Here is a 19,250-nt window from a genome sequence, read left to right as displayed (position 1 = left end):
GAATAAGCTTTCAATTGCGTTGAATCAAGTGTAAGCCAGCCTGGGAAAAGACGCCTAGGTGCTGTGTGAAGGTTACCTGATCGTAGTGGGTCAGGGCAGCCAGGTCGCGCTGTTGGGCTGGTCCAGATGTTCGCCCAGGTAGCGGGCGAAGTCCTCCCGGGGAATGGCCCGGGCGCCAAGGCTGTGCAGGTGATCGGTGGGCATCTGGCAGTCGATCAGGACGAACCCCGAGGCCTTGAGGTGCCGGACCAGGGTGGCGAAACCGAATTTCGAGGCGTTGTCGGCACGACTGAACATGGACTCGCCGAAAAACAGCTGGCCCATTGCCAGGCCGTAGAGGCCACCCACCAACTCATCGTTATCCCAGACCTCCACCGAGTGGGCAAAACCGCGCTCATGCAATTGCAGATAGGCGGTTTGCATGGCCTCAGTGATCCAGGTGCCCTCGGCATAGGCCCGTGGGGCGGCGCAGGCGCGGATCACGGCGGCGAAATCCCGGTCGAAGGTGACCTGGTAGCGTTGCTGGCGCAACAGCTTGTTCAGGCTGCGGGAGACATGCAATTCATCGGGAAACAGCACGGTGCGCGGGTCCGGCGACCACCAGAGGATCGGCTGGCCTTCGGAAAACCAGGGAAAACAGCCATGGCGATAGGCCTGGATCAGTCGATCGGCGGACAGGTCGCCGCCGGCGGCCAGCAGGCCATTGGGTTCGCGCATGGCCTTGGCCAGGGGCGGGAAGGTCAGCGAGTTGCGTTGTAACCAGGTCAGCATCAGTTATCGTCCAGGAATTTCTCGGCATCCAGCGCCGCCATGCAGCCGGCGCCGGCCGAGGTGACGGCCTGGCGATAGACATGGTCGGCGACATCGCCGGCGGCGAATACCCCGGGGATTTCCGTTGCCGTGGCATTGCCCTCGCTGCCGCCCTGTACCCGCAAATAGCCGTTGTGCATGCTCAACTGGCCCTCGAACAGATCGGTATTGGGCTTATGGCCGATGGCGATAAACACCCCGGTCAGCGCCAGTTCGCGGGTTTCGTCGGTGTCGCTGTGGCGCAGGCGGGCGCCGGTGACGCCGCTGGCATCGCCGAGCACTTCATCGAGGTTCTCGTTCCAGTGCAGGCGGATATTGCCGTTGGCGGCTTTCTCGAACAGCTTGTCCTGGAGGATCTTCTCCGCACGCAGCTTGTCCCGGCGGTGCACCAGGTGCACTTCCTTGGCGATATTGGCCAGGTACAGGGCTTCCTCCACCGCGGTATTGCCGCCGCCGACCACCGCCACCACCTGGTTGCGGTAGAAGAACCCGTCGCAGGTCGCGCAGGCCGAGACGCCCTTGCCGGCAAAGGCCTCCTCGGATGGCAGGCCAAGGTACTGCGCCGAGGCGCCGGTGGCGATAATCAAGGCGTCGCAGGTATAGATACCGCTGTCGCCCTCGAGGATAAACGGGCGCTGCTGCAACTTGGCGGTGTGAATGTGGTCATAGACGATCTCGGTGTCGAAACGCTCGGCGTGTTTCTGCATGCGCTCCATCAGCACCGGGCCGGTCAGGCCTTCGACGTCGCCGGGCCAGTTGTCGACTTCGGTGGTGGTGGTCAATTGACCACCGGCTTGCAGGCCGGTAATGACCAAAGGCTTGAGGTTGGCGCGGGCGGCATAAACCGCCGCACTGTAACCGGCAGGGCCGGAACCCAGGATGATCAGGCGTGAATGCTTGGTTGCGCTCATAAAACACCTCATAAGCCTTTGTCACAAAAGAGAATGCGTGCTCAAATTGAACCGCGTGAAAAGTGCTGTCGGTTATGCTACACCCATGCGGTGACAGCGTGGCATCGGGCGGACAAATCCGTACAATGCCGGTTATGTAATGAAGCAGTGAATCATTTTGAAGAAATCCACCGCCACACCCTCTAAAGCAGTCGTTCCGCTCTGGCGGCAGCAGCTGCATTATCGCCTCAAGGAAGGTGCGCTGATTGCTATCGGCGCGTTGTGCCTGTTCCTGATGATGGCCTTGCTGACCTATGGCAAGGACGATCCCGGCTGGAGCCACAACAGCAAGATCGATAACGTGCAGAACTTCGGCGGTCCCGCCGGTTCCTACAGCGCCGACATCCTGTTCATGGTGCTGGGTTATTTCGCCTATGTGTTCCCCTTGTTGCTGGCGATCAAGACCTACCAGATCTTCCGCCAGCGCCACGAACCCTGGCAATGGAGCGGCTGGCTGTTTTCCTGGCGGCTGATCGGCCTGGTGTTCCTGGTGCTGTCCGGGGCCGCGCTGGCCCATATCCATTTCCACCAGCCCTTCGGCCTGCCGGCAGGGGCGGGCGGCGCCCTGGGCGAAAGCCTCGGCAACCTGGCGAAAAACGCCCTGAATATCCAGGGCAGCACGCTGCTGTTCATCGCCCTGTTCCTGTTCGGCCTGACGGTGTTCACCGACCTGTCCTGGTTCAAGGTCATGGACGTCACCGGCAAGATCACCCTGGACCTGTTCGAATTGTTCCAGGGCGCGCTGAATCGCTGGTGGTCGGCCCGGGTCGAGCGCAAGCAGTTGGTGGCGCAACTGCGTGAGGTCGACGACCGCGTTCACGAAGTGGTGGCGCCGAGCGTTCCCGACAAACGCGAGCAGGCCAAGGTCAAGGAGCGCCTGATCGAACGCGAGCAGGCCCTCAGCAAGCATATGTCCGAGCGCGAGAAGCAGATCCCGCCGGTGATTGCCCCGGCGCCAGTCAAACCGGTGCAGCAGAGCAAGCGGGTGGAGAAAGAGAAACAGGCGCCGTTGTTTGTCGACAGCGCGGTGGAAGGCACCTTGCCGCCGATCTCGATCCTCGACCCGGCGGAAAAGAAGCAGCTCAACTACTCGCCGGAATCCCTAGCGGCCGTCGGCCATCTACTGGAAATCAAGCTCAAGGAATTCGGCGTCGAAGTCTCGGTGGATTCCATCCATCCGGGGCCGGTGATTACCCGCTACGAAATTCAACCGGCGGCGGGGGTCAAGGTCAGTCGGATCTCCAACCTGGCCAAGGACCTGGCGCGTTCGCTCGCGGTTACCAGCGTGCGGGTGGTGGAAGTCATCCCCGGCAAGACCACCGTGGGTATCGAGATCCCCAACGAGGACCGCCAGATCGTGCGTTTCTCCGAAGTGCTCTCGACCCCGGAATACGACGACGCGAAATCCCCGGTCACCCTGGCCCTGGGTCACGATATCGGCGGCAAGCCGGTCATCACCGACCTGGCGAAGATGCCGCACCTGCTGGTGGCCGGTACCACCGGTTCCGGTAAGTCGGTGGGCGTGAACGCGATGATCCTGTCGATCCTGTTCAAGTCCGGCCCGGAAGACGCCAAGCTGATCATGATCGACCCGAAAATGCTCGAGTTGTCGATCTACGAAGGCATTCCGCACCTGCTTTGCCCGGTGGTCACCGACATGAAGGACGCGGCCAACGCCTTGCGCTGGAGCGTCGCCGAGATGGAGCGGCGCTACAAGCTGATGGCCAAGATGGGCGTGCGTAACCTGTCGGGTTTCAACCACAAGGTCAAGGAAGCCCAGGACGCCGGCACGCCGCTGACCGACCCGCTGTACAACCGCGAAAGCATCCACGATGAAGCGCCGTTGTTGGTGAAACTGCCGACCATCGTGGTGGTGGTCGACGAATTCGCCGACATGATGATGATCGTCGGCAAGAAGGTCGAAGAACTGATCGCCCGTATCGCCCAGAAAGCCCGGGCCGCCGGTATCCACCTGATCCTCGCGACCCAGCGGCCGTCGGTGGACGTGATCACCGGCCTGATCAAGGCCAACATCCCGACGCGCATGGCGTTCCAGGTGTCGAGCAAGATCGACTCGCGGACCATCATCGACCAGGGCGGCGCCGAGCAATTGCTCGGTCACGGTGACATGCTCTACATGCCGCCAGGCACCAGCCTGCCGATTCGTGTGCATGGCGCTTTTGTCTCCGACGATGAGGTTCACCGGGTGGTCGAGGCGTGGAAACTGCGCGGAGCACCGGAATACAACGACGACATCCTCAATGGCGTTGAAGAGGCCGGCAGCGGCTTCGACGGCGGCAGCGGTGGTGGCGACAGCGACGACGCTGAAGCCGACGCGCTCTACGACGAAGCCGTACAGTTCGTGCTGGAAAGCCGCCGGGCCTCGATTTCCGCGGTGCAGCGCAAGCTGAAGATCGGCTACAACCGGGCCGCCCGCATGATCGAGTCCATGGAAATGGCCGGGGTCGTGACCGCCATGAACACCAACGGCTCGCGTGAAGTACTCGCCCCCGGGCCGTCGCGCGACTGATCCGCGCCGCGTGGAGTCACGCGGCGCGCCCTTTCAACGAGTTCAATGAGGATTCCCATGCGTTTTATCCGCATGCTGTTGCTGCCGGTTCTGGCCCTGACCACGCTGTCGGCCCACGCCGATCCGAAGGACGTGGCGCGTTTGACCCAATTGCTCGAAAAGTCCCAGACCCTGACCGCGCGTTTCTCGCAGTTGACCCTGGACGGCGGCGGTACCCAGTTGCAGGAAACCGCCGGCGAGATGACCCTCCAGCGCCCGGGCCTGTTCTACTGGCACACCGATGCGCCGCAGGAGCAGACCATGATCTCCGACGGCCAGAAGGTCACCCTCTGGGACCCGGACCTGGAACAGGTCACCATCAAGAAGCTCGACCTGCGCCTGACCCAGACCCCGGCCCTGCTGCTCTCCGGTGATGTCTCCAAGATCAGCGAAAGCTTCGATATCAGTGCCAAGGAAGCCGGCGGCGTGATCGACTTCGTCCTCAAGCCGAAAACCAAGGACACCCTGTTCGACAGTCTGCGCCTGTCGTTCCGCAACGGCCTGATCAATGACATGCAACTGGTCGACAGCGTCGGCCAGCGCACCAACCTGCTGTTCACCGGGGTCAAGGCCAATGAACCCATCGACGCCGCCAAGTTCAAGTTCGTCATCCCCAAGGGTGCGGACGTGATCCAGGAATAAGAGGTTTCAGACGCCCGCCATGGACCTGTTCAGCCGTGCCCCGATTGCCCAGCCCCTGGCCGCCCGTTTACGCGCGACCAACCTGGATGAGTACGTCGGCCAGGAGCACCTGCTGGCTCGTGGCAAGCCGTTGCGCGAAGCCCTGGAGCAGGGCGCGCTGCATTCGATGATCTTCTGGGGCCCGCCGGGGGTGGGCAAGACCACCCTGGCGCGGCTGCTGGCGGAAGTCTCGGACGCCCACTTCGAAACCGTTTCTGCGGTGCTGGCCGGGGTCAAGGAGATCCGCCAGGCGGTGGAAATCGCCAAGCAGCAGGCCGGGCAGTACGGCAAGCGCACCATCCTGTTCGTCGACGAAGTGCACCGCTTCAACAAGTCCCAGCAGGACGCTTTCCTGCCCTATGTGGAAGACGGCACCCTGATCTTTATCGGCGCCACCACCGAAAACCCCTCGTTTGAACTGAACAACGCCTTGCTCTCCCGGGCGCGGGTCTATGTGCTGAAAAGCCTCGACGAAGCGGCCCTGAACAAGCTGGTGCAGCGGGCCTTGAGCGAAGAGCGAGGCCTCGGCAAGCGCCAGCTGAGCCTGGGCGAGGAAGGCTTCAAGATGCTGCTGTCGGCGGCCGACGGCGATGGTCGGCGGTTGCTCAACCTGCTGGAAAACGCCTCGGACCTGGCTGAAGACGGCGAGGAAATCGGCGTCGAATTGCTGCAAAGCTTGCTGGGGGATACCCGCCGGCGTTTCGACAAGGGCGGCGAGGCGTTCTACGACCAGATTTCCGCCTTGCACAAGTCGGTGCGCGGCTCCAATCCCGATGGCGCCCTGTACTGGTTCGCGCGCATGCTCGACGGCGGCTGCGACCCGCTGTACCTGGCCCGCCGGGTGGTGCGCATGGCCAGCGAGGATATCGGCAACGCCGATCCACGGGCCCTGAGCCTGTGCCTGGCGGCCTGGGATGTGCAGGAGCGACTCGGCAGCCCCGAAGGCGAATTGGCGGTGGCCCAGGCCATTACCTACCTGGCTTGCGCGCCGAAAAGCAACGCCGTCTACATGGGCTTCAAGGCCGCCATGCGCAGCGCCGCCGAACATGGCTCGCTGGAAGTGCCGCTGCACCTGCGCAACGCACCGACCAAGCTGATGAAGCAGTTGGGCTACGGCGACGAATACCGCTACGCCCATGACGAACCCGACGCCTATGCGGCGGGCGAGGACTATTTCCCCGAAGAACTGGAGCCCCAGCCCTTCTACCAGCCAGTGCCACGCGGGCTGGAATTGAAGATCGGCGAAAAGCTCAACCACCTCGCGGCCCTTGACCGCAACAGCCCGAAACAACGGAGAAAGCCTTGATCCGCACCGTCCTTGCCGTCTCCTTCGCCGGGATTATCGGCACCCTGGTGCGCTTCGCCACCGGCAACCTGATCAACGCCAATTGGCCGCGGCACTTCTATACCGCGACATTGGCCGTTAATATCGTGGGCTGCCTGGTGATTGGCGTGCTCTACGGTCTGTTTTTGCTGCGTCCCGAGGTGCCGATTGAGATCCGCGCCGGCTTGATCGTGGGATTTGTCGGCGGCCTGACCACATTTTCATCCTTTTCACTGGATACGGTGCGCCTGCTGGAAAGCGGGCAGGTACTGATTGCCCTGGGCTATGCGGCCCTCAGCGTATTCGGCGGGCTGCTCGCGACCTGGGCCGGCCTGTCCTTGACCAAACTCTGATAACGAGAAACCGACATGCTCGATTCCAAACTGTTACGTAGCAACCTTCAGGACGTAGCGGATCGCCTGGCCTCCCGTGGCTTCAGCCTCGATGTCGCCCGCATCGAAGCGCTGGAAAACCAGCGCAAGGTGGTGCAGACCCGCACCGAACAATTGCAGGCCGAGCGCAATGCGGTTTCCAAGAGTATCGGTCAGGCCAAGCAGCGCGGCGAAGACATCGCGCCGTTGATGGCCAGTGTTGAAACCATGGGCTCCGAGCTGAGTGAAGGCAAGGTTGCGCTGGATGCGATCCAGGCGGATCTGGATGCGATCCTGCTGAGCCTGCCGAACCTGCCTCACGAGTCCGTGCCGGTCGGTGCCGACGAAGAAGGTAACGTCGAAGTGCGCCGTTGGGGCACGCCGACCGCTTTCGACTTCCCGATCCAGGACCACGTTGCCCTGGGCGAGAAGTTCGGCTGGCTGGATTTCGAAACCGCCGCCAAGCTGTCCGGTGCCCGTTTCGCCTTGCTGCGGGGCCCGATTGCCCGCCTGCACCGCGCCCTGGCGCAATTCATGATCAACCTGCACATCACCGAACACGGCTACGAAGAGGCCTACACGCCTTATCTGGTCCAGGCGCCTGCTTTGCAGGGCACCGGCCAGTTGCCGAAGTTCGAGGAAGACCTGTTCAAGATCAGCCGCGAAGGCGAAGCTGACCTGTACCTGATCCCGACCGCCGAAGTGTCGTTGACCAATATCGTTTCCGGCGAAATCGTCGATCCGAAACTGCTGCCGCTGAAGTTCGTCGCCCACACCCCGTGCTTCCGCAGTGAAGCCGGTGCGTCGGGTCGTGACACCCGCGGCATGATCCGCCAGCACCAGTTCGACAAGGTCGAGATGGTCCAGATCGTCGAGCCGTCGACCTCCATGCAAGCCCTGGAAGGCCTGACCGCCAACGCCGAGAAGGTCCTGCAATTGCTGGAGCTGCCGTACCGCGTTCTGGCGCTGTGCACCGGCGACATGGGTTTCAGCGCCGTGAAGACCTACGACCTGGAAGTCTGGGTGCCGAGCCAGGACAAATACCGTGAAATCTCGTCGTGCTCCAACTGCGGAGACTTCCAGGCCCGTCGCATGCAGGCGCGTTTCCGTAACCCGGAAACCGGCAAGCCCGAGCTGGTCCACACCCTGAACGGTTCCGGCCTGGCCGTGGGCCGTACGCTGGTGGCGGTGCTGGAAAACTACCAGCAGGCCGACGGTTCGATCCGTGTGCCGGAAGTGCTCAAGCCCTACATGGGCGGCATCGAGGTCATCGGCTAAATGGAATTTCTGCCGCTGTTCCACAACCTGCGTGGCCGCCTTGTGCTGGTGGTCGGCGGGGGGGAGATTGCCTTGCGCAAATCCCGCCTGCTGGCCGATGCCGGTGCGGTGCTGCGGGTTGTCGCGCCCGAGGTCGAGGGTCAGCTGGGCGAGCTGGTCAGTGGCAGCGGCGGCGAGTTGCTGTTGCGCGGTTACCTTGAGTCCGACCTCGACGGTTGCGGGCTGATCATAGCCGCCACCGACGACGAGCCGCTCAATGCCCAGGTCTCGGCGGATGCCCATCGGCGCTGCGTGCCGGTCAATGTGGTGGATGCGCCGGCCTTGTGCAGCGTGATCTTCCCGGCGATTGTCGACCGTTCGCCGTTGATTATCGCGGTGTCCAGCGGTGGCGATGCGCCGGTGCTGGCGCGTTTGATCCGGGCCAAGCTGGAAACCTGGATTCCTTCGACCTACGGCCAGTTGGCCGGTTTGGCGGCGCGTTTCCGCAGCCAGGTCAAAGGCCTGTTTCCGGCTGTGCAGCAGCGCCGGGCGTTCTGGGAAGAAGTGTTCCAGGGCCCGATTGCCGACCGGCAACTGGCCGGGCAAGGCGCTGAAGCCGAGCGCTTGCTGCTGGAGAAGATCAGCGGTGCGCCGCCGAATGCGCCGGGTGAGGTGTATCTGGTGGGAGCGGGGCCGGGTGATCCGGACCTGCTGACCTTCCGTGCCCTGCGTCTGATGCAACAGGCGGATGTGGTGCTGTATGACCGCCTGGTGGCGCCGGCGATTCTGGAACTGTGCCGCCGCGATGCGGACCGGATCTATGTCGGCAAGCGTCGCGCCGATCATGCCGTGCCCCAGGATCAGATCAACCAGCAACTGGTTGATCTGGCGAAGCAGGGCAAGCGTGTGCTGCGATTGAAGGGCGGTGATCCGTTTATCTTCGGCCGTGGCGGCGAAGAGATCGAAGAACTGGCGGCCCAGGGGATTCCGTTCCAGGTGGTGCCGGGGATCACGGCGGCCAGCGGCTGTTCGGCTTATGCCGGGATTCCGCTGACCCATCGCGATTACGCGCAGTCGGTGCGGTTTGTCACCGGGCACTTGAAGGATGGCTCCACGGACCTGCCCTGGGCGGATCTGGTGGCACCGGCGCAGACGTTGGTGTTCTACATGGGGTTGGTCGGGTTGCCGGTGATCTGTGAGCAGTTGATTGCCCATGGTCGTTCGGCGCAGACCCCGGCGGCGTTGATCCAGCAGGGCACTACATCGAATCAGCGGGTGTTTACCGGGACCTTGGCGAATCTGCCGCAGTTGGTGGCGGAGCATGAAGTGCATGCGCCGACGCTGGTGATTGTCGGGGAAGTGGTGCAGTTGCGCGAGAAACTGGCCTGGTTCGAAGGCGCACAATCCCAGGTTTGATGCAAATCCCTACTGTGGGATCTGGGCCTGACGATATCTAAAGTGCGGTGTCGAGCACAATTTTGTGCACGACATCAACCTGTAGGAGCAGGGCTTGCCCGCGAAGAGGTCCTTGAGATCGCTAAAAGCTTCGCGGCGGTGCGGCGTCCGGACAAGCCACGCTCCTACAGTTTTGCGGTGTGTTAGAGGTCGCGCCAGACACCACGTCCAGCCAGTTTTTCCCGATCATGGCTTCCCATGAAATCCTGCTCCGGTCCCTTGGGCACAATCCCGGTCGGATTGATGGTCCGGTGACTGGCGTAGTAATGCCCCTTGATATGGGCAAAATCCACCGTCTCGGCGACGCCCGGCCATTGATATAGCTCTCGCAGCCAGTTCGACAGGCTCGGATAATCGGCAATCCGCCGCAGATTGCACTTGAAGTGTCCGTAGTACACCGCGTCAAAACGAATCAGCGTGGTGAACAGCCGTACATCCGCTTCCGTCAGGTATTCCCCCGCCAGATAACGGCTTTCCGCCAGATGCCGTTCCAACTGCTCCAACTCACCGAACGCATCATCAAAGGCTGTTTCATAAGCTCCCTGTGACGTGGCAAACCCGGCGCGATAGACACCGTTGTTCACCGCCGGATAGATGCGTTCGTTCCAGCTGTCGATCTGCGGGTGCAAGGCTTGGGGATAGAAATCCAGCTGATTGCCGGTCAGTCCATTGAACGCGCTGTTGAACATCCGGATGATTTCCGACGATTCATTGCTGACAATGCGCTGCAATTGCTTGTCCCACAGCACCGGCACGGTCACGCGGCCGGTGTAGTCGGCGGTATCGGCGGTGTAGCGCTGGTGCATGAAGGTGTGGTTATCCAGCGCATCGCCGCTGGAGCCGTAGGCCTTGTCGAAGGTCCAGCCGTTTTCCAGCATCAACCAGCTGACCACCGATACATCGATCAGGCTTTCCAGGCCCTTGAGCTTGCGCAGGATCAGGGTGCGGTGGGCCCAGGGACAGGCCAGGGACACATAAAGGTGATAACGCCCGGCTTCGGCCTTGAACCCGCCTTCGCCGCTGGGGCCGGGCCTGCCGTCGGCGGTCAGCCAGTTGCGGCGTTGCGCCTGTTCGCGCTGGAAGGCGCCGTCTTTGCTGCTTTCGTACCACTGGTCATGCCAGCGGCCGTCGATCAAAAGGCCCATCGGAAACTCCTCGGCAAGTGTGCAATGGAGTCCAGTCTAAAGGCCTTTGTTCGAAAAAATAGCGCAAACCCTGGGGGTTAATCATCGATCAGATCGATCTATCCCGTGCATCCCAGTAGCGCCGGGCCTGTTCGAAGGCCTCTTCGCGGGGCGTGCCGAGGCCGCGCAGGGCCAGGGCCATGGTCGAGATCAGGGCCAGTTGCGGGTAGCTGTCCTCGACGTCGCCGCGCCAGAGCGCCTTGAGGTGTTCGGGGTCCAGGGTCGCCGGTTTCACATGGCGTTGCTCGGACAGCGCCGGCCATTCCTCGTCCCAGCTTTCGCCGCCGGTGGTGCCGTAGAGATGGCTGCTGCTGTCCGGGTTGACCTCGATTTCGCCGCCGTCGCCCTTGATCACGATCACCGTGTCGCCCAGCAAGCCGCTGGCGTCGCGGTGCACCGCCTGGTAGCCGGGGTGGAAGATGCTTTGCAGGCCACAGCGCGCGCCCAGCGGGTTGAGCAATCGCGCCAGGGAATGGATCGGTGAACGCAGGCCGAGGATGTTGCGCAGGTCGATCATCCGCTGCAAGGGCGCGGCCCAGTCGCCCAGGGGCATAAAGGCGATATTGCCCTGGCCGATCGCCTGCTCGACGGCCGGCCAGTCGCGGCACAATGGAATCTGCAGCGTCTCGAGCAACTGTTCGGTGTAGAGACGGCCCGCAGTATGGGCGCCGCCGCCGTGCATGAATATCTTGATGCCGTTCTGTGCCAGGCACTTGGCGGCCAGCAGGTACCAGGGCAGGTGGCGTTTCTTGCCGGCGTAGCTTGGCCAGTCCAGGTCGATCGCCAGCTTGGGCGCTTGCAAACGCTCGCGCAGGGCTTCAGTGAAACCGGCCAGCTCCTCCGGGCTTTCTTCCTTGTGGCGCAACAGCATCAGGAAGGCACCGAGCTGGGTGTCCTCGACATTGCCGTCTAACAGCATGCCCATGGCCTCGCGGGCTTCTTCGCGGGTCAGGTTGCGGGCGCCACGCTTGCCCTTGCCAAGGATGCGGACAAACTGGGCAAACGGGTGCTCGGCGGGCGTTTCGATAATCAACGGCGTGTACTCGGTCATAAGCAGTTCGTCGGTTTGGGCAGGCCCGCCAGCTTGGCGGCGAGTTTGGCGGGGGTGCCTTTGAACAAACGGTTGAGGTGCAGGCTGTTGCCTTTCTCGGCGCCCAGCTTCAAGGCGGTGTACTTGATCAGCGGGCGGGTCGCGGGGGAAAGGTCGAACTCGCGGTAGAAGCCGCGCAGCAATTCGAGGATTTCCCAGTGCTCGGGGCTCAGTTCGAGTTCTTCCCGCGTGGCCAGGGCGGCCGCGACTTCCGGCGACCAGTCGCCCAGTTCGACCAGGTAGCCGTCCTTGTCCAGGGCGATGGCCTGTCCGTTCACCGTCAACGTGTTCATAGCCAGGTATTGACCTTGTCGTAACGGATCGACAGTTCGACAAATGCCGGGTAGTCGACGCTGGTGGCCCAGGTCGGGCACTCCAGGCCGCGGGCTTGCAGGTCTTCGTCAAGGAGGAACAGGCGCAGGTCATCAGCGCGTTCTTCCAGCGCTTCAAGCGGCAGGCTGCGCGGTTGCACGGCATGCACCGCGTCGCCACAGAGCAGCAGCGCATCCTCGCTGCCCAGCAGGCGCAGGCAACTGCCCAGGCGACTGTCGGTAAAAGGGGAGTGGGACAACACATGCAAGGTCGACATCAGAGGGTGATCACCTGGTCATAACGGTTAACAAGTGCACTGAGCTGTTCAGCGGTGAGCACCTCAAGGTCTTCGCCGGCGACCTGGGTCGGAAAAATCCCGCGGTCGGCCAGGCTGTCGGCGCAGGCGTACAGTTCGTCGATGCCGAACAGCGACAGGGCCTGGAGGTTGGCGGTCAGGTCTTTCTGTTGCAGGGCCTTGGCGTTCTGCCCGGGCATCAACTGGAAGACACCGTCGTCCATGAACAGCAGGCCGATGGGCAGATCGAACGCACCGCCGGCCAGCACGATATCCAGTGCTTCACGGGCGGCCGGGCCGGACCAGGGCGCCTGGCGGCTGATAATCAACAGGGACTTGGGCATTTCAAGGCCCTCCAAAGCAGATCAAGCGGTCGGCGGTTTGCACCGCATCGTGCAACTGGCCCAGGCCGGACAAGGCCCAGGGTGCGCTCAGATTGACCGCCGAGCGTTGATAGCGTTGGGCTTCTTCGTCGTTCAGCACGCCACGGCGCAAGGCCGCGGCGATGCAGACCACGCCGTCAAGTTGGTGTTCGCTGACGAAATCCGCCCATTGCCGGGGCAGGTCCTGCTCGTCCTGGGGCGTGACCACACTGCTCGACGCGCTGTGCACGCCGTCCTGATAAAAGAACAGCCGCACAATCTCATGCCCACCGGCGAGCGCGGCCTGGGCGAACAGCAGGGCGCGGCGGGAGGAGGGCGCGTGGGGCGCGGAAAACAGCGCAATGGCAAACTTCATGGGAGACTCTGTCAGCAAACCTGCCGTCATGATAAAGCCAGAACCCCCAAGAAGCTAAATCGCGGGCAAGAAAAAGCCCGCCGAAGCGGGCTTTTTGCTTAACAGCTGCGATCAATCATCGCGGCCCATGATGCCGAAGATCTGCAACAGGCTGATAAACAGGTTGTAGATCGACACATACAGGTTGATGGTCGCCATGATGTAGTTACGTTCCCCGCCCTGGATGATGGCGCTGGTCTGGAACAGGATTATGGCCGAGGAGATCAGCACGAAACCGGCGCTGATCGCCAACTGCAGGCCACTGATGTGGAAGAAGATGCTGGCCAGCATCGCGCCCAGCAGGACGAAAACGCCGACGGTGATGAAACCGCTGAGGAAGCTCATGTCCTTGCGGCTGATCAGCACGTAGGCCGACAGGCCGCCGAAGACCAGGGCGGTCATGGCGAAGGCCGAACTGACCACTTCGGAGCCGCCCTGCATACCCAGGTAGCGGTTGAGGATCGGGCCGAGCAGGTAGCCCATGAAGCCGGTCAGGGCGAAGGTGGAGACCAGGCCCCAGGCCGAGTCACGGAGTTTGTTGGTGAGGAAGAACAGCCCGTAGAAACCGATCAGCACCACGAATACGTTCGGGTAGCCGACGTGCATCTGCTGGGAGATATAGGCCGTCAGGCCACTGAAGGCGAGGGTGAGGGCCAGAAGGCTGTAGGTGTTGCGCAGGACGCGGCTAACTTCTAGCTGCTCAGCCTGCACGCTGTTAACGGCGTAATCCTGTTCGCGCATGGCGACACTCCTTCGGGTTTGAAATGTTCAGTCTCAAAGATCATACCAGAGGCTCTGTAACAAGCTATCACGAGAGTTTGACAGTGTGTTTCATTCCGGTATTATGGCGCCCGCAGTACATAGGAGGTGTGGCCGAGTGGTTTAAGGCAGCAGTCTTGAAAACTGCCGACTGTAACAGGTCCCAGAGTTCGAATCTCTGCGCCTCCGCCATATCGAGATACCTCAAAGCCCCGGAATCCGGGGCTTTGTCGTTTCTGGCGTGGTCAAATTGCAATCTTGAAAATTCTGATGCGCTCCACCGGAGCACGCAAAACCTAGGTCAGATTCAATCCTCCGTCTGACAGGAGTATCTCACCGGTCAAGTAGTCCGACTCGACCAGCATTAAAACAGCTTTTGCGATGTCGTCTGGGCTGGCGGCCCTGCGCATAGGTGCGCGGGTTCGCCACAACTCTTGGGCTTCTGTCCACTCTGCGGTCAGAGGCGTGTCGACCAAGCCAGGTGCCACAGCGTTTACGCGAATTTCCGGCCCAAGCGATACCGCGAGCAAGCGGGTCATGTGATTAAGCGCCGCTTTGCTTACCGCATAGGGAATCGATGCGCCCTTAGGACGGATACCGGCATGCGAACTGATGTTGACGACGCTACCTGCTCGACGGTAACGGGCGGCATCGCGCAATGCCGACTCGGCCAATGTGACCAGGTGGAACGGCGCCACGACATTAATCTCGTTAAGTTCGTGCCACACCGTCGAACTGGCAGCGGCCAGGTCGCCGTGGGGAATGACTCTGCTGATACCGGCGTTATTGACCAATACGTCGAGCTGCCCCCACGCGGCGATCGCCTCGTTAATAAGCCTGACCCTGTCAGCTTCGAAAGCAAGATCAGCTTGCACGTAAATAGCCTGCTTCATTTCGGCAGCCATAGCGCGTCCCGTATCCGCAGAATTTCGCGAATGGAGCACCAGCGCATAGCCTGCCTGGCTTAGTACACGTGCAATGGCTGCGCCGATACCGGAAGTGGATCCTGTAACCAACGCGACGCGTAATACGTTATCGATTGTCGGATCGGGTTTCATATGGATATCTCGAATGGGTTGCTAGAGAGCCATCACCGTAGACGCTTCTGTAGCTCTGCTCTGAGAGGCTGGCTTTTTTGCAGGCCAACAGGGGGGGCTTGCCGCTGCTCATGGCCACTTCGGCCAGGCGCAGTTTTACAATGATTGGTTCGGGCGGGAAGCTTTTTGCGTGGCCTCTTGTGTTGCGCCTTCCCGGGTTGAATTCTCTCCTTCGACCTGGACTCGAAACAACCAGTCACGAACGTTGCTCGACCCTCGGCCGGTGCAGTCGGTTGCACCCGACTTGAAGCGGACCTTCGATTTTTCGAATCGACCACAATATTTGCGTTTCTGAAACGTCTTCAGGCGTATTGAGCCACTTAATTGCGCACACGATGACCGAACGATACAGAGACATCACTGCAACCGTGGTGCGTGAGCGCGCCAGGCTCGCCAATTTTATCCGGCGTCGAATACGCGATCCGGGCGACGCCGAGGACATCCTTCAGGATGTATTCCATGAATTCGTGCAGGCGTACCGACTTCCAGCTCCGATCGAGCAGGCGAGTGCGTGGCTGTTTCGCGTCGCGCGAAACCGCATCATCGATAGCTTTCGCAAGAAGAAAGAGCAGCCGCTGCCAGAACTGTCTGGCGACGAGGATGACCCTGGCAGTGAGTATCGCTTGGACCTTGCCCTGCCTGCACGAGACGGTGGTCCCGAGGCCGCCTATGCGCGAGCGCTTTTGCTCAAGGCATTACAGGATGCGCTCGAGGAGTTGCCGCCGAATCAACGTGAGGTATTCATTGCGCACGAGCTAGAGGGGCAGTCCTTCAAGGATATGGCGGTGGAAACCGGTGTCACGCTCAATACGCTGCTTGCGCGCAAACGCTACGCGGTTTTGCATCTGCGCAAGCGGCTGCGGGCTATTTACGACGAACTGGGATTTTAGAGGAGTTGACGGATGAAATTTCGAATCAGATTTGTGGGTAAGGCGTTCCTGGTGGTGTTGGCTATAGGCGTGCTCGGCTGGGTGGTCATGGTTCTATGGAATTGGGTGATGCCGGGGCTATTCGTCGGAGCCCGGGAGATCGACTTCGCACATGCGTTGGGCTTGCTGCTGTTGAGCCGAATTCTGTTTGGCGGATTTCGCGGACACGGCGGCTGGCGCGAACGACGTCACTGGCGCAAATGGGAATCCATGACGCCCGAAGAGCGGGAGCAATTTCAGACGACCTGCCGATCAGACCGGGGTCGGCACGTGGGAGATCGAACATGACCGAGAATTCAAAGACCAATTGCAAACAGCAGCCGGGCGTGATTGCGCCAATCGTCGACCTGAAGCGTTGTGAAGGTAAGGGCGATTGTCTCGAGGTCTGTCCCGAGGATGTGTTTGAGATTCGGCGCATCGACGAGGTCGACTACCTTGACCTCGGCTTGATGCACCGTCTCAAACTACGAGTGCATGGAATGAAAGTCGCGTACACGCCTAACGCGGATGCCTGCCGGTCGTGCGGCCTTTGCGTGACGGCATGTCCCGAAAGCGCGATCAAGCTCGCCAGAACAGCATAGCTGTCGCACGTTCACCTCTGATGAAGGAAGGAGAACTCTGGCCGGTAGATACTCGCGTTCTTTGCATACCGGGCTGATATACAGGAACGTCTCCCGAGCTTATGGATAACGCCGCTACACCATTCGTCGCCTCTAAAAACCTGGCGCGCAATACACGACCCTCTCTGGCTTGCGGCTTGCAGAGGACGGTCGTAGCAGCCCCAGAACGACGTAATTCTGACGCGGCGGCAATCACATCAACGCTTCAGGACTCCAGCGATACGCTTGGTCAGTCACCGGGAGATGTACCGTGTCAACTCTCAATGAAATCGCAGCGAACCACGCGAGAATGGCCAAGGCAAAGGAAGAAGAGTCGACCGGACTGAGTGAGCTACACCTCCAGATAGTGTGTAGCTTCGAAATCCCATCCAGTGATGCTCAACAGCATATTCCGCTGCACCTCATCTCCGGAGCGCAGGACAATCTGCTCGGGCAAGCAGCCAGCGGCTTGCTCTGACTGCGCCAGGCCGAGCCAGTCGCCGGCTTGATCGAGCTGATCATTGAGATTGTTCGTCAGACCATTCGCAAATGGGGTAATGGAGCGTTTGTATGAGCATCAATTTAATAAATCGCAGCTTATCAGACTGATGCGGGTATTGGGGTCCCCCCCCCACACACAGGCGTGGTCCAAATAAGAGGAAATAAAGTCTCTGTGCTCTAGGCACTGTACGAAAAGAAATGTCGTAGACACCGCCGCCAGCAAGCCAGTGTGACCATCGCGGCGAAGCTTTCCGCCAGCTTGCAATAGCGTGTTCCCAGGCGGCGGTGTTCCTTAAGCCAACCAAATAACCGCTCTATTACATTCCGCTGCCGATATTTGGGCTTGTCGAAGAGACGCGGCAAGCCGGGCTTTGGCTTGCGTTTCATGTCCCGCAGGGGAATCACCGGCTGCATTCGATAACGATCGCAGTACCGGCGCAACGAGTCAGCGTCATACCCCTTGTCTGCCAAGAGCCAGCGGCATCGCTTGCGTGGTCTACCGCGACCAGAGGGGATGTGGACACCATCGAGCAGCGGTTGAGCATGTGAAATGTCGCTTGCCTGACCACCAGAGAGGGTGAAGTGGAGCGGTATGCCTCGGGCGTCGCAGACCATGTGAACTTTCGTCGTCAGTCCACCCCGACTTCGTCCAAGTGCGTGGTCCGCTGGTTCTTGCGCCCCCCTTTTTTGCCTGCGCCGGAAGAGGCTCGGGTGGCTTTCACTGCCGTTGAGTCGATGCACCAGGTATTCAGGTCGATCAGACCTTGTGCATTAAGTTTGACGTGTAGCCGCTTGAGCATCTTGTTGAAGGTGCCCTGGTTTCGCCAGTCTCGAAATCGCTGATAGACCGTCGACCAAGGCCCAAATCGCTCAGGCATGTCCCGCCATGCTGCACCGGAGCAAAGCACCCACAGCACGCCGTTGAGCATCAAGCGGTCGTCGACTCTTGGGCGCCCGGTGCGCCGATGTTCAGCAAAAAGATCAGCGACTATTTCCCAGTCTGCGTCGGAAAGTTCGTATCGTTTGGGCATGGCAGAGTCCTTCGCCTAAATGGCAAGAACTCTACGGAAACTCAGGCCGTCAGGGGCCGCGATGGGGTTTCAAAGGTTTTCATACAAAACCTAACGCAGCACAACGGATGGGCATTGACAAAAATGGCCATCATGTCCGGAGGTTCTATGCCAAATGGCGTCGAGAACCTTGGGCTTAAACCTGGTTTTTAGAAAGATCCTCCACTAAGGCCTGGAAAAATTAGAGCGAGCCGTTGACGCGCATTGATGAGGTGTGTCTAAATATTTGCATATGGAAAATTGCAGGAATGGCTCGTTGGTTTTATAGCCATTTCATGCTCAGGGAGTTGTGAGGTGATGATGTTGTTAAGCTGTAGTTCTTGCGCCTTCAATACCCCGCGCGCTTATCCTGTTCGAGGCGCATTGTTCGCCTCAAGCTTCGAATTGATCGTCGGTCCGCTACAGTTGCGCTGATGGGTTCGGCCAATATTGTTTGAGTCGATCAGCGGCTGTTCTCGAGTCGTTTTTTCTTGCCCGTTATTTCACGATTTTATGTGGCTCATAATAGGGGTGTGTATGGAGGCATAATCCTGGTAATCGCTAGTTTATTAGGTATGGTTGAAAAGTGATATTTCCTGGTCGGCGCGCTCAGCAGGCATCTGTCAGGAGTAATTAATTAAAAAACTCACATCAATATAGGGAAATATATGAAGCGTTTATTTTTGTTGCCTCTCATGGCTTTGCTGCCTCTATCGTTTCAAGCATCGGCCTGCTTGACAATTAAGGATACCTACACTGGAACTATTCCTGCCAATGGGACAGTGATTGCTTACGGTCCATTCACGATTGGCTCGACCTGTACCACGGCTAACATCGCCTCTACTATCACAGCCTCTGGTGCAGGGAGTACCCCGCAGTTGTATATTGACAAGCAGACTGGGGGGAGTTGGGTGCAGGTTGCAGGTAATACCGGTACTACCGCTTCGTATTTGGGAGCGCTGGGTACGTACCGAGTAAGGCAAGTTAATAACACGGCCGCCGCAAAAACTTATGTCGGTACGACTTCTTACGGTCACTAGTTTTAGTGCGATTGTAAAGGCGCGTCAGGTGTAAGGCGTGACGCGCCTTTATCATTGATTAGGCTCGCTAATTTTCTGAAAGAGTGCAATAAGGGCAGGTGCTCTACTCCGGGACCATTTCCCACACCTCTTCGAAGATCTTCCACGGCTCTACCATGAAAACCGTCACGTCCTGAACATCGTCGAAGGTGCAACCTGCCG

General features: G+C 60.2%; 21 protein-coding genes, 1 tRNA gene and 1 pseudogene. 11 read left to right on the top strand and 12 right to left on the bottom strand.

What is annotated here, in order from left to right; translation table 11 throughout:
• Positions 1-90: 90 nt before the first annotated feature.
• Together aat and trxB are read right to left on the bottom strand one after the other, a co-directional pair.
• Positions 91-771 (bottom strand): leucyl/phenylalanyl-tRNA--protein transferase, encoded by a 681-nt coding sequence (gene aat / locus M5C71_RS23540; protein WP_248768850.1) that lies wholly within the window; start codon positions 769-771, stop codon positions 91-93.
• A complete protein-coding gene (gene trxB, locus M5C71_RS23535) occupies positions 771-1,721 on the bottom strand; it encodes a thioredoxin-disulfide reductase (RefSeq protein ID WP_103498217.1) in 951 nt (316 codons plus the stop codon). The genes aat and trxB overlap by 1 nt, the downstream gene beginning before the upstream one ends.
• Before the next feature lie 157 nt (positions 1,722-1,878).
• Here trxB and M5C71_RS23530 point away from each other — a divergent pair, with 157 nt between their 5' ends.
• Genes M5C71_RS23530 through cysG form a run of 6 tightly spaced genes read left to right on the top strand, consistent with a single transcriptional unit; the run spans position 1,879 to position 9,378 of the window.
• A complete protein-coding gene (locus M5C71_RS23530; protein WP_248768849.1) occupies positions 1,879-4,290 on the top strand; it encodes a DNA translocase FtsK in 2,412 nt (803 codons plus the stop codon).
• A gap of 57 nt (positions 4,291-4,347) precedes the next feature.
• The gene (gene lolA / locus M5C71_RS23525; protein ID WP_103498219.1) at positions 4,348-4,971 is read left to right on the top strand and encodes an outer membrane lipoprotein chaperone LolA; all 624 of its coding nucleotides are present in this window, start codon (positions 4,348-4,350) and stop codon (positions 4,969-4,971) included.
• Between the two features lie 19 nt (positions 4,972-4,990).
• Positions 4,991-6,316, top strand: coding sequence for a replication-associated recombination protein A (locus M5C71_RS23520; protein WP_100940094.1), 1,326 nt, complete (start codon positions 4,991-4,993; stop codon positions 6,314-6,316).
• A complete protein-coding gene (gene crcB / locus M5C71_RS23515) occupies positions 6,313-6,687 on the top strand; it encodes a fluoride efflux transporter CrcB (RefSeq protein WP_100940095.1) in 375 nt (124 codons plus the stop codon). Before M5C71_RS23520 ends, crcB begins: the two co-directional genes overlap by 4 nt.
• A gap of 15 nt (positions 6,688-6,702) precedes the next feature.
• Positions 6,703-7,983, top strand: coding sequence for a serine--tRNA ligase (serS, locus tag M5C71_RS23510; protein WP_103498220.1), 1,281 nt, complete (start codon positions 6,703-6,705; stop codon positions 7,981-7,983).
• Positions 7,984-9,378, top strand: coding sequence for a siroheme synthase CysG (gene cysG / locus M5C71_RS23505; RefSeq protein WP_177104216.1), 1,395 nt, complete (start codon positions 7,984-7,986; stop codon positions 9,376-9,378).
• A 182-nt stretch (positions 9,379-9,560) separates the two neighbouring features.
• On the opposite strand, the gene M5C71_RS23500 is transcribed toward cysG, so the two are convergent.
• The 7 genes from M5C71_RS23500 to M5C71_RS23470 all read right to left on the bottom strand — a co-directional run bounded on the left by M5C71_RS23500 (position 9,561) and on the right by M5C71_RS23470 (position 13,816).
• Positions 9,561-10,562, bottom strand: coding sequence for a glutathione S-transferase family protein (locus M5C71_RS23500; RefSeq protein WP_248768848.1), 1,002 nt, complete (start codon positions 10,560-10,562; stop codon positions 9,561-9,563).
• An 88-nt stretch (positions 10,563-10,650) separates the two neighbouring features.
• Entirely contained in the window at positions 10,651-11,652 is a 1,002-nt protein-coding gene (locus M5C71_RS23495) for a glycosyl transferase family protein (RefSeq protein ID WP_248768847.1), read from the bottom strand.
• Positions 11,649-11,984, bottom strand: a complete 336-nt coding sequence (locus tag M5C71_RS23490; protein ID WP_248768846.1) for a TusE/DsrC/DsvC family sulfur relay protein — start codon at positions 11,982-11,984, stop codon at positions 11,649-11,651. The genes M5C71_RS23495 and M5C71_RS23490 overlap by 4 nt, the downstream gene beginning before the upstream one ends.
• On the bottom strand, positions 11,981-12,280 hold the full coding sequence (gene tusB / locus M5C71_RS23485; RefSeq protein ID WP_103498225.1) for a sulfurtransferase complex subunit TusB: 300 nt from the start codon (positions 12,278-12,280) through the stop codon (positions 11,981-11,983). The genes M5C71_RS23490 and tusB overlap by 4 nt, the downstream gene beginning before the upstream one ends.
• Complete coding sequence (gene tusC / locus M5C71_RS23480) at positions 12,280-12,642, bottom strand: sulfurtransferase complex subunit TusC (protein ID WP_248747125.1); 363 nt, start codon at positions 12,640-12,642, stop codon at positions 12,280-12,282. Before tusC ends, tusB begins: the two co-directional genes overlap by 1 nt.
• 1 nt (position 12,643) lies before the next feature.
• The gene (tusD, locus tag M5C71_RS23475) at positions 12,644-13,036 is read right to left on the bottom strand and encodes a sulfurtransferase complex subunit TusD (protein WP_100940103.1); all 393 of its coding nucleotides are present in this window, start codon (positions 13,034-13,036) and stop codon (positions 12,644-12,646) included.
• Between the two features lie 111 nt (positions 13,037-13,147).
• Complete coding sequence (locus M5C71_RS23470; protein WP_218226906.1) at positions 13,148-13,816, bottom strand: Bax inhibitor-1/YccA family protein; 669 nt, start codon at positions 13,814-13,816, stop codon at positions 13,148-13,150.
• Positions 13,817-13,938: 122 nt separating this feature from the next.
• Between M5C71_RS23470 and M5C71_RS23465 the strand changes: the two genes are divergently transcribed.
• Positions 13,939-14,026 (top strand) — tRNA-Ser (locus tag M5C71_RS23465).
• 104 nt (positions 14,027-14,130) lie between these two features.
• Here M5C71_RS23465 and M5C71_RS23460 read toward each other — a convergent pair.
• The gene (locus tag M5C71_RS23460) at positions 14,131-14,892 is read right to left on the bottom strand and encodes an SDR family oxidoreductase (RefSeq protein WP_248768845.1); all 762 of its coding nucleotides are present in this window, start codon (positions 14,890-14,892) and stop codon (positions 14,131-14,133) included.
• 374 nt (positions 14,893-15,266) lie between these two features.
• Between M5C71_RS23460 and M5C71_RS23455 the strand changes: the two genes are divergently transcribed.
• The 4 genes from M5C71_RS23455 to M5C71_RS23440 all read left to right on the top strand — a co-directional run bounded on the left by M5C71_RS23455 (position 15,267) and on the right by M5C71_RS23440 (position 16,937).
• Positions 15,267-15,821 (top strand): sigma-70 family RNA polymerase sigma factor, encoded by a 555-nt coding sequence (locus M5C71_RS23455; protein ID WP_248768844.1) that lies wholly within the window; start codon positions 15,267-15,269, stop codon positions 15,819-15,821.
• 12 nt (positions 15,822-15,833) lie between these two features.
• Positions 15,834-16,148: a hypothetical protein gene (locus M5C71_RS23450; protein ID WP_103495290.1), complete on the top strand. Its 315-nt coding sequence runs from the start codon at positions 15,834-15,836 to the stop codon at positions 16,146-16,148.
• The gene (locus M5C71_RS23445; RefSeq protein WP_103495289.1) at positions 16,145-16,441 is read left to right on the top strand and encodes a ferredoxin family protein; all 297 of its coding nucleotides are present in this window, start codon (positions 16,145-16,147) and stop codon (positions 16,439-16,441) included. The genes M5C71_RS23450 and M5C71_RS23445 overlap by 4 nt, the downstream gene beginning before the upstream one ends.
• Before the next feature lie 289 nt (positions 16,442-16,730).
• A complete protein-coding gene (locus tag M5C71_RS23440) occupies positions 16,731-16,937 on the top strand; it encodes a hypothetical protein (RefSeq protein ID WP_248768843.1) in 207 nt (68 codons plus the stop codon).
• Between the two features lie 200 nt (positions 16,938-17,137).
• On the opposite strand, the gene M5C71_RS23435 is transcribed toward M5C71_RS23440, so the two are convergent.
• A protein-coding gene (locus tag M5C71_RS23435; protein WP_103495021.1) for an IS5 family transposase occupies positions 17,138-17,991 on the bottom strand; the annotation gives its coding sequence in 2 pieces (ribosomal slippage) (positions 17,138-17,647 and positions 17,650-17,991; 852 coding nt in all).
• 1,164 nt (positions 17,992-19,155) lie between these two features.
• Positions 19,156-19,248, bottom strand: a pseudogene (locus M5C71_RS23430) (RidA family protein); the annotation flags it as partial.
• Positions 19,249-19,250 lie beyond the last annotated feature (2 nt).

The organism is Pseudomonas sp. MWU12-2345 (assembly GCF_023242385.1).
Taxonomy (GTDB): Bacteria; Pseudomonadota; Gammaproteobacteria; order Pseudomonadales; family Pseudomonadaceae; genus Aquipseudomonas; species Aquipseudomonas gingeri_D.
This window is presented reverse-complemented; position numbering and strand designations above follow the sequence as displayed.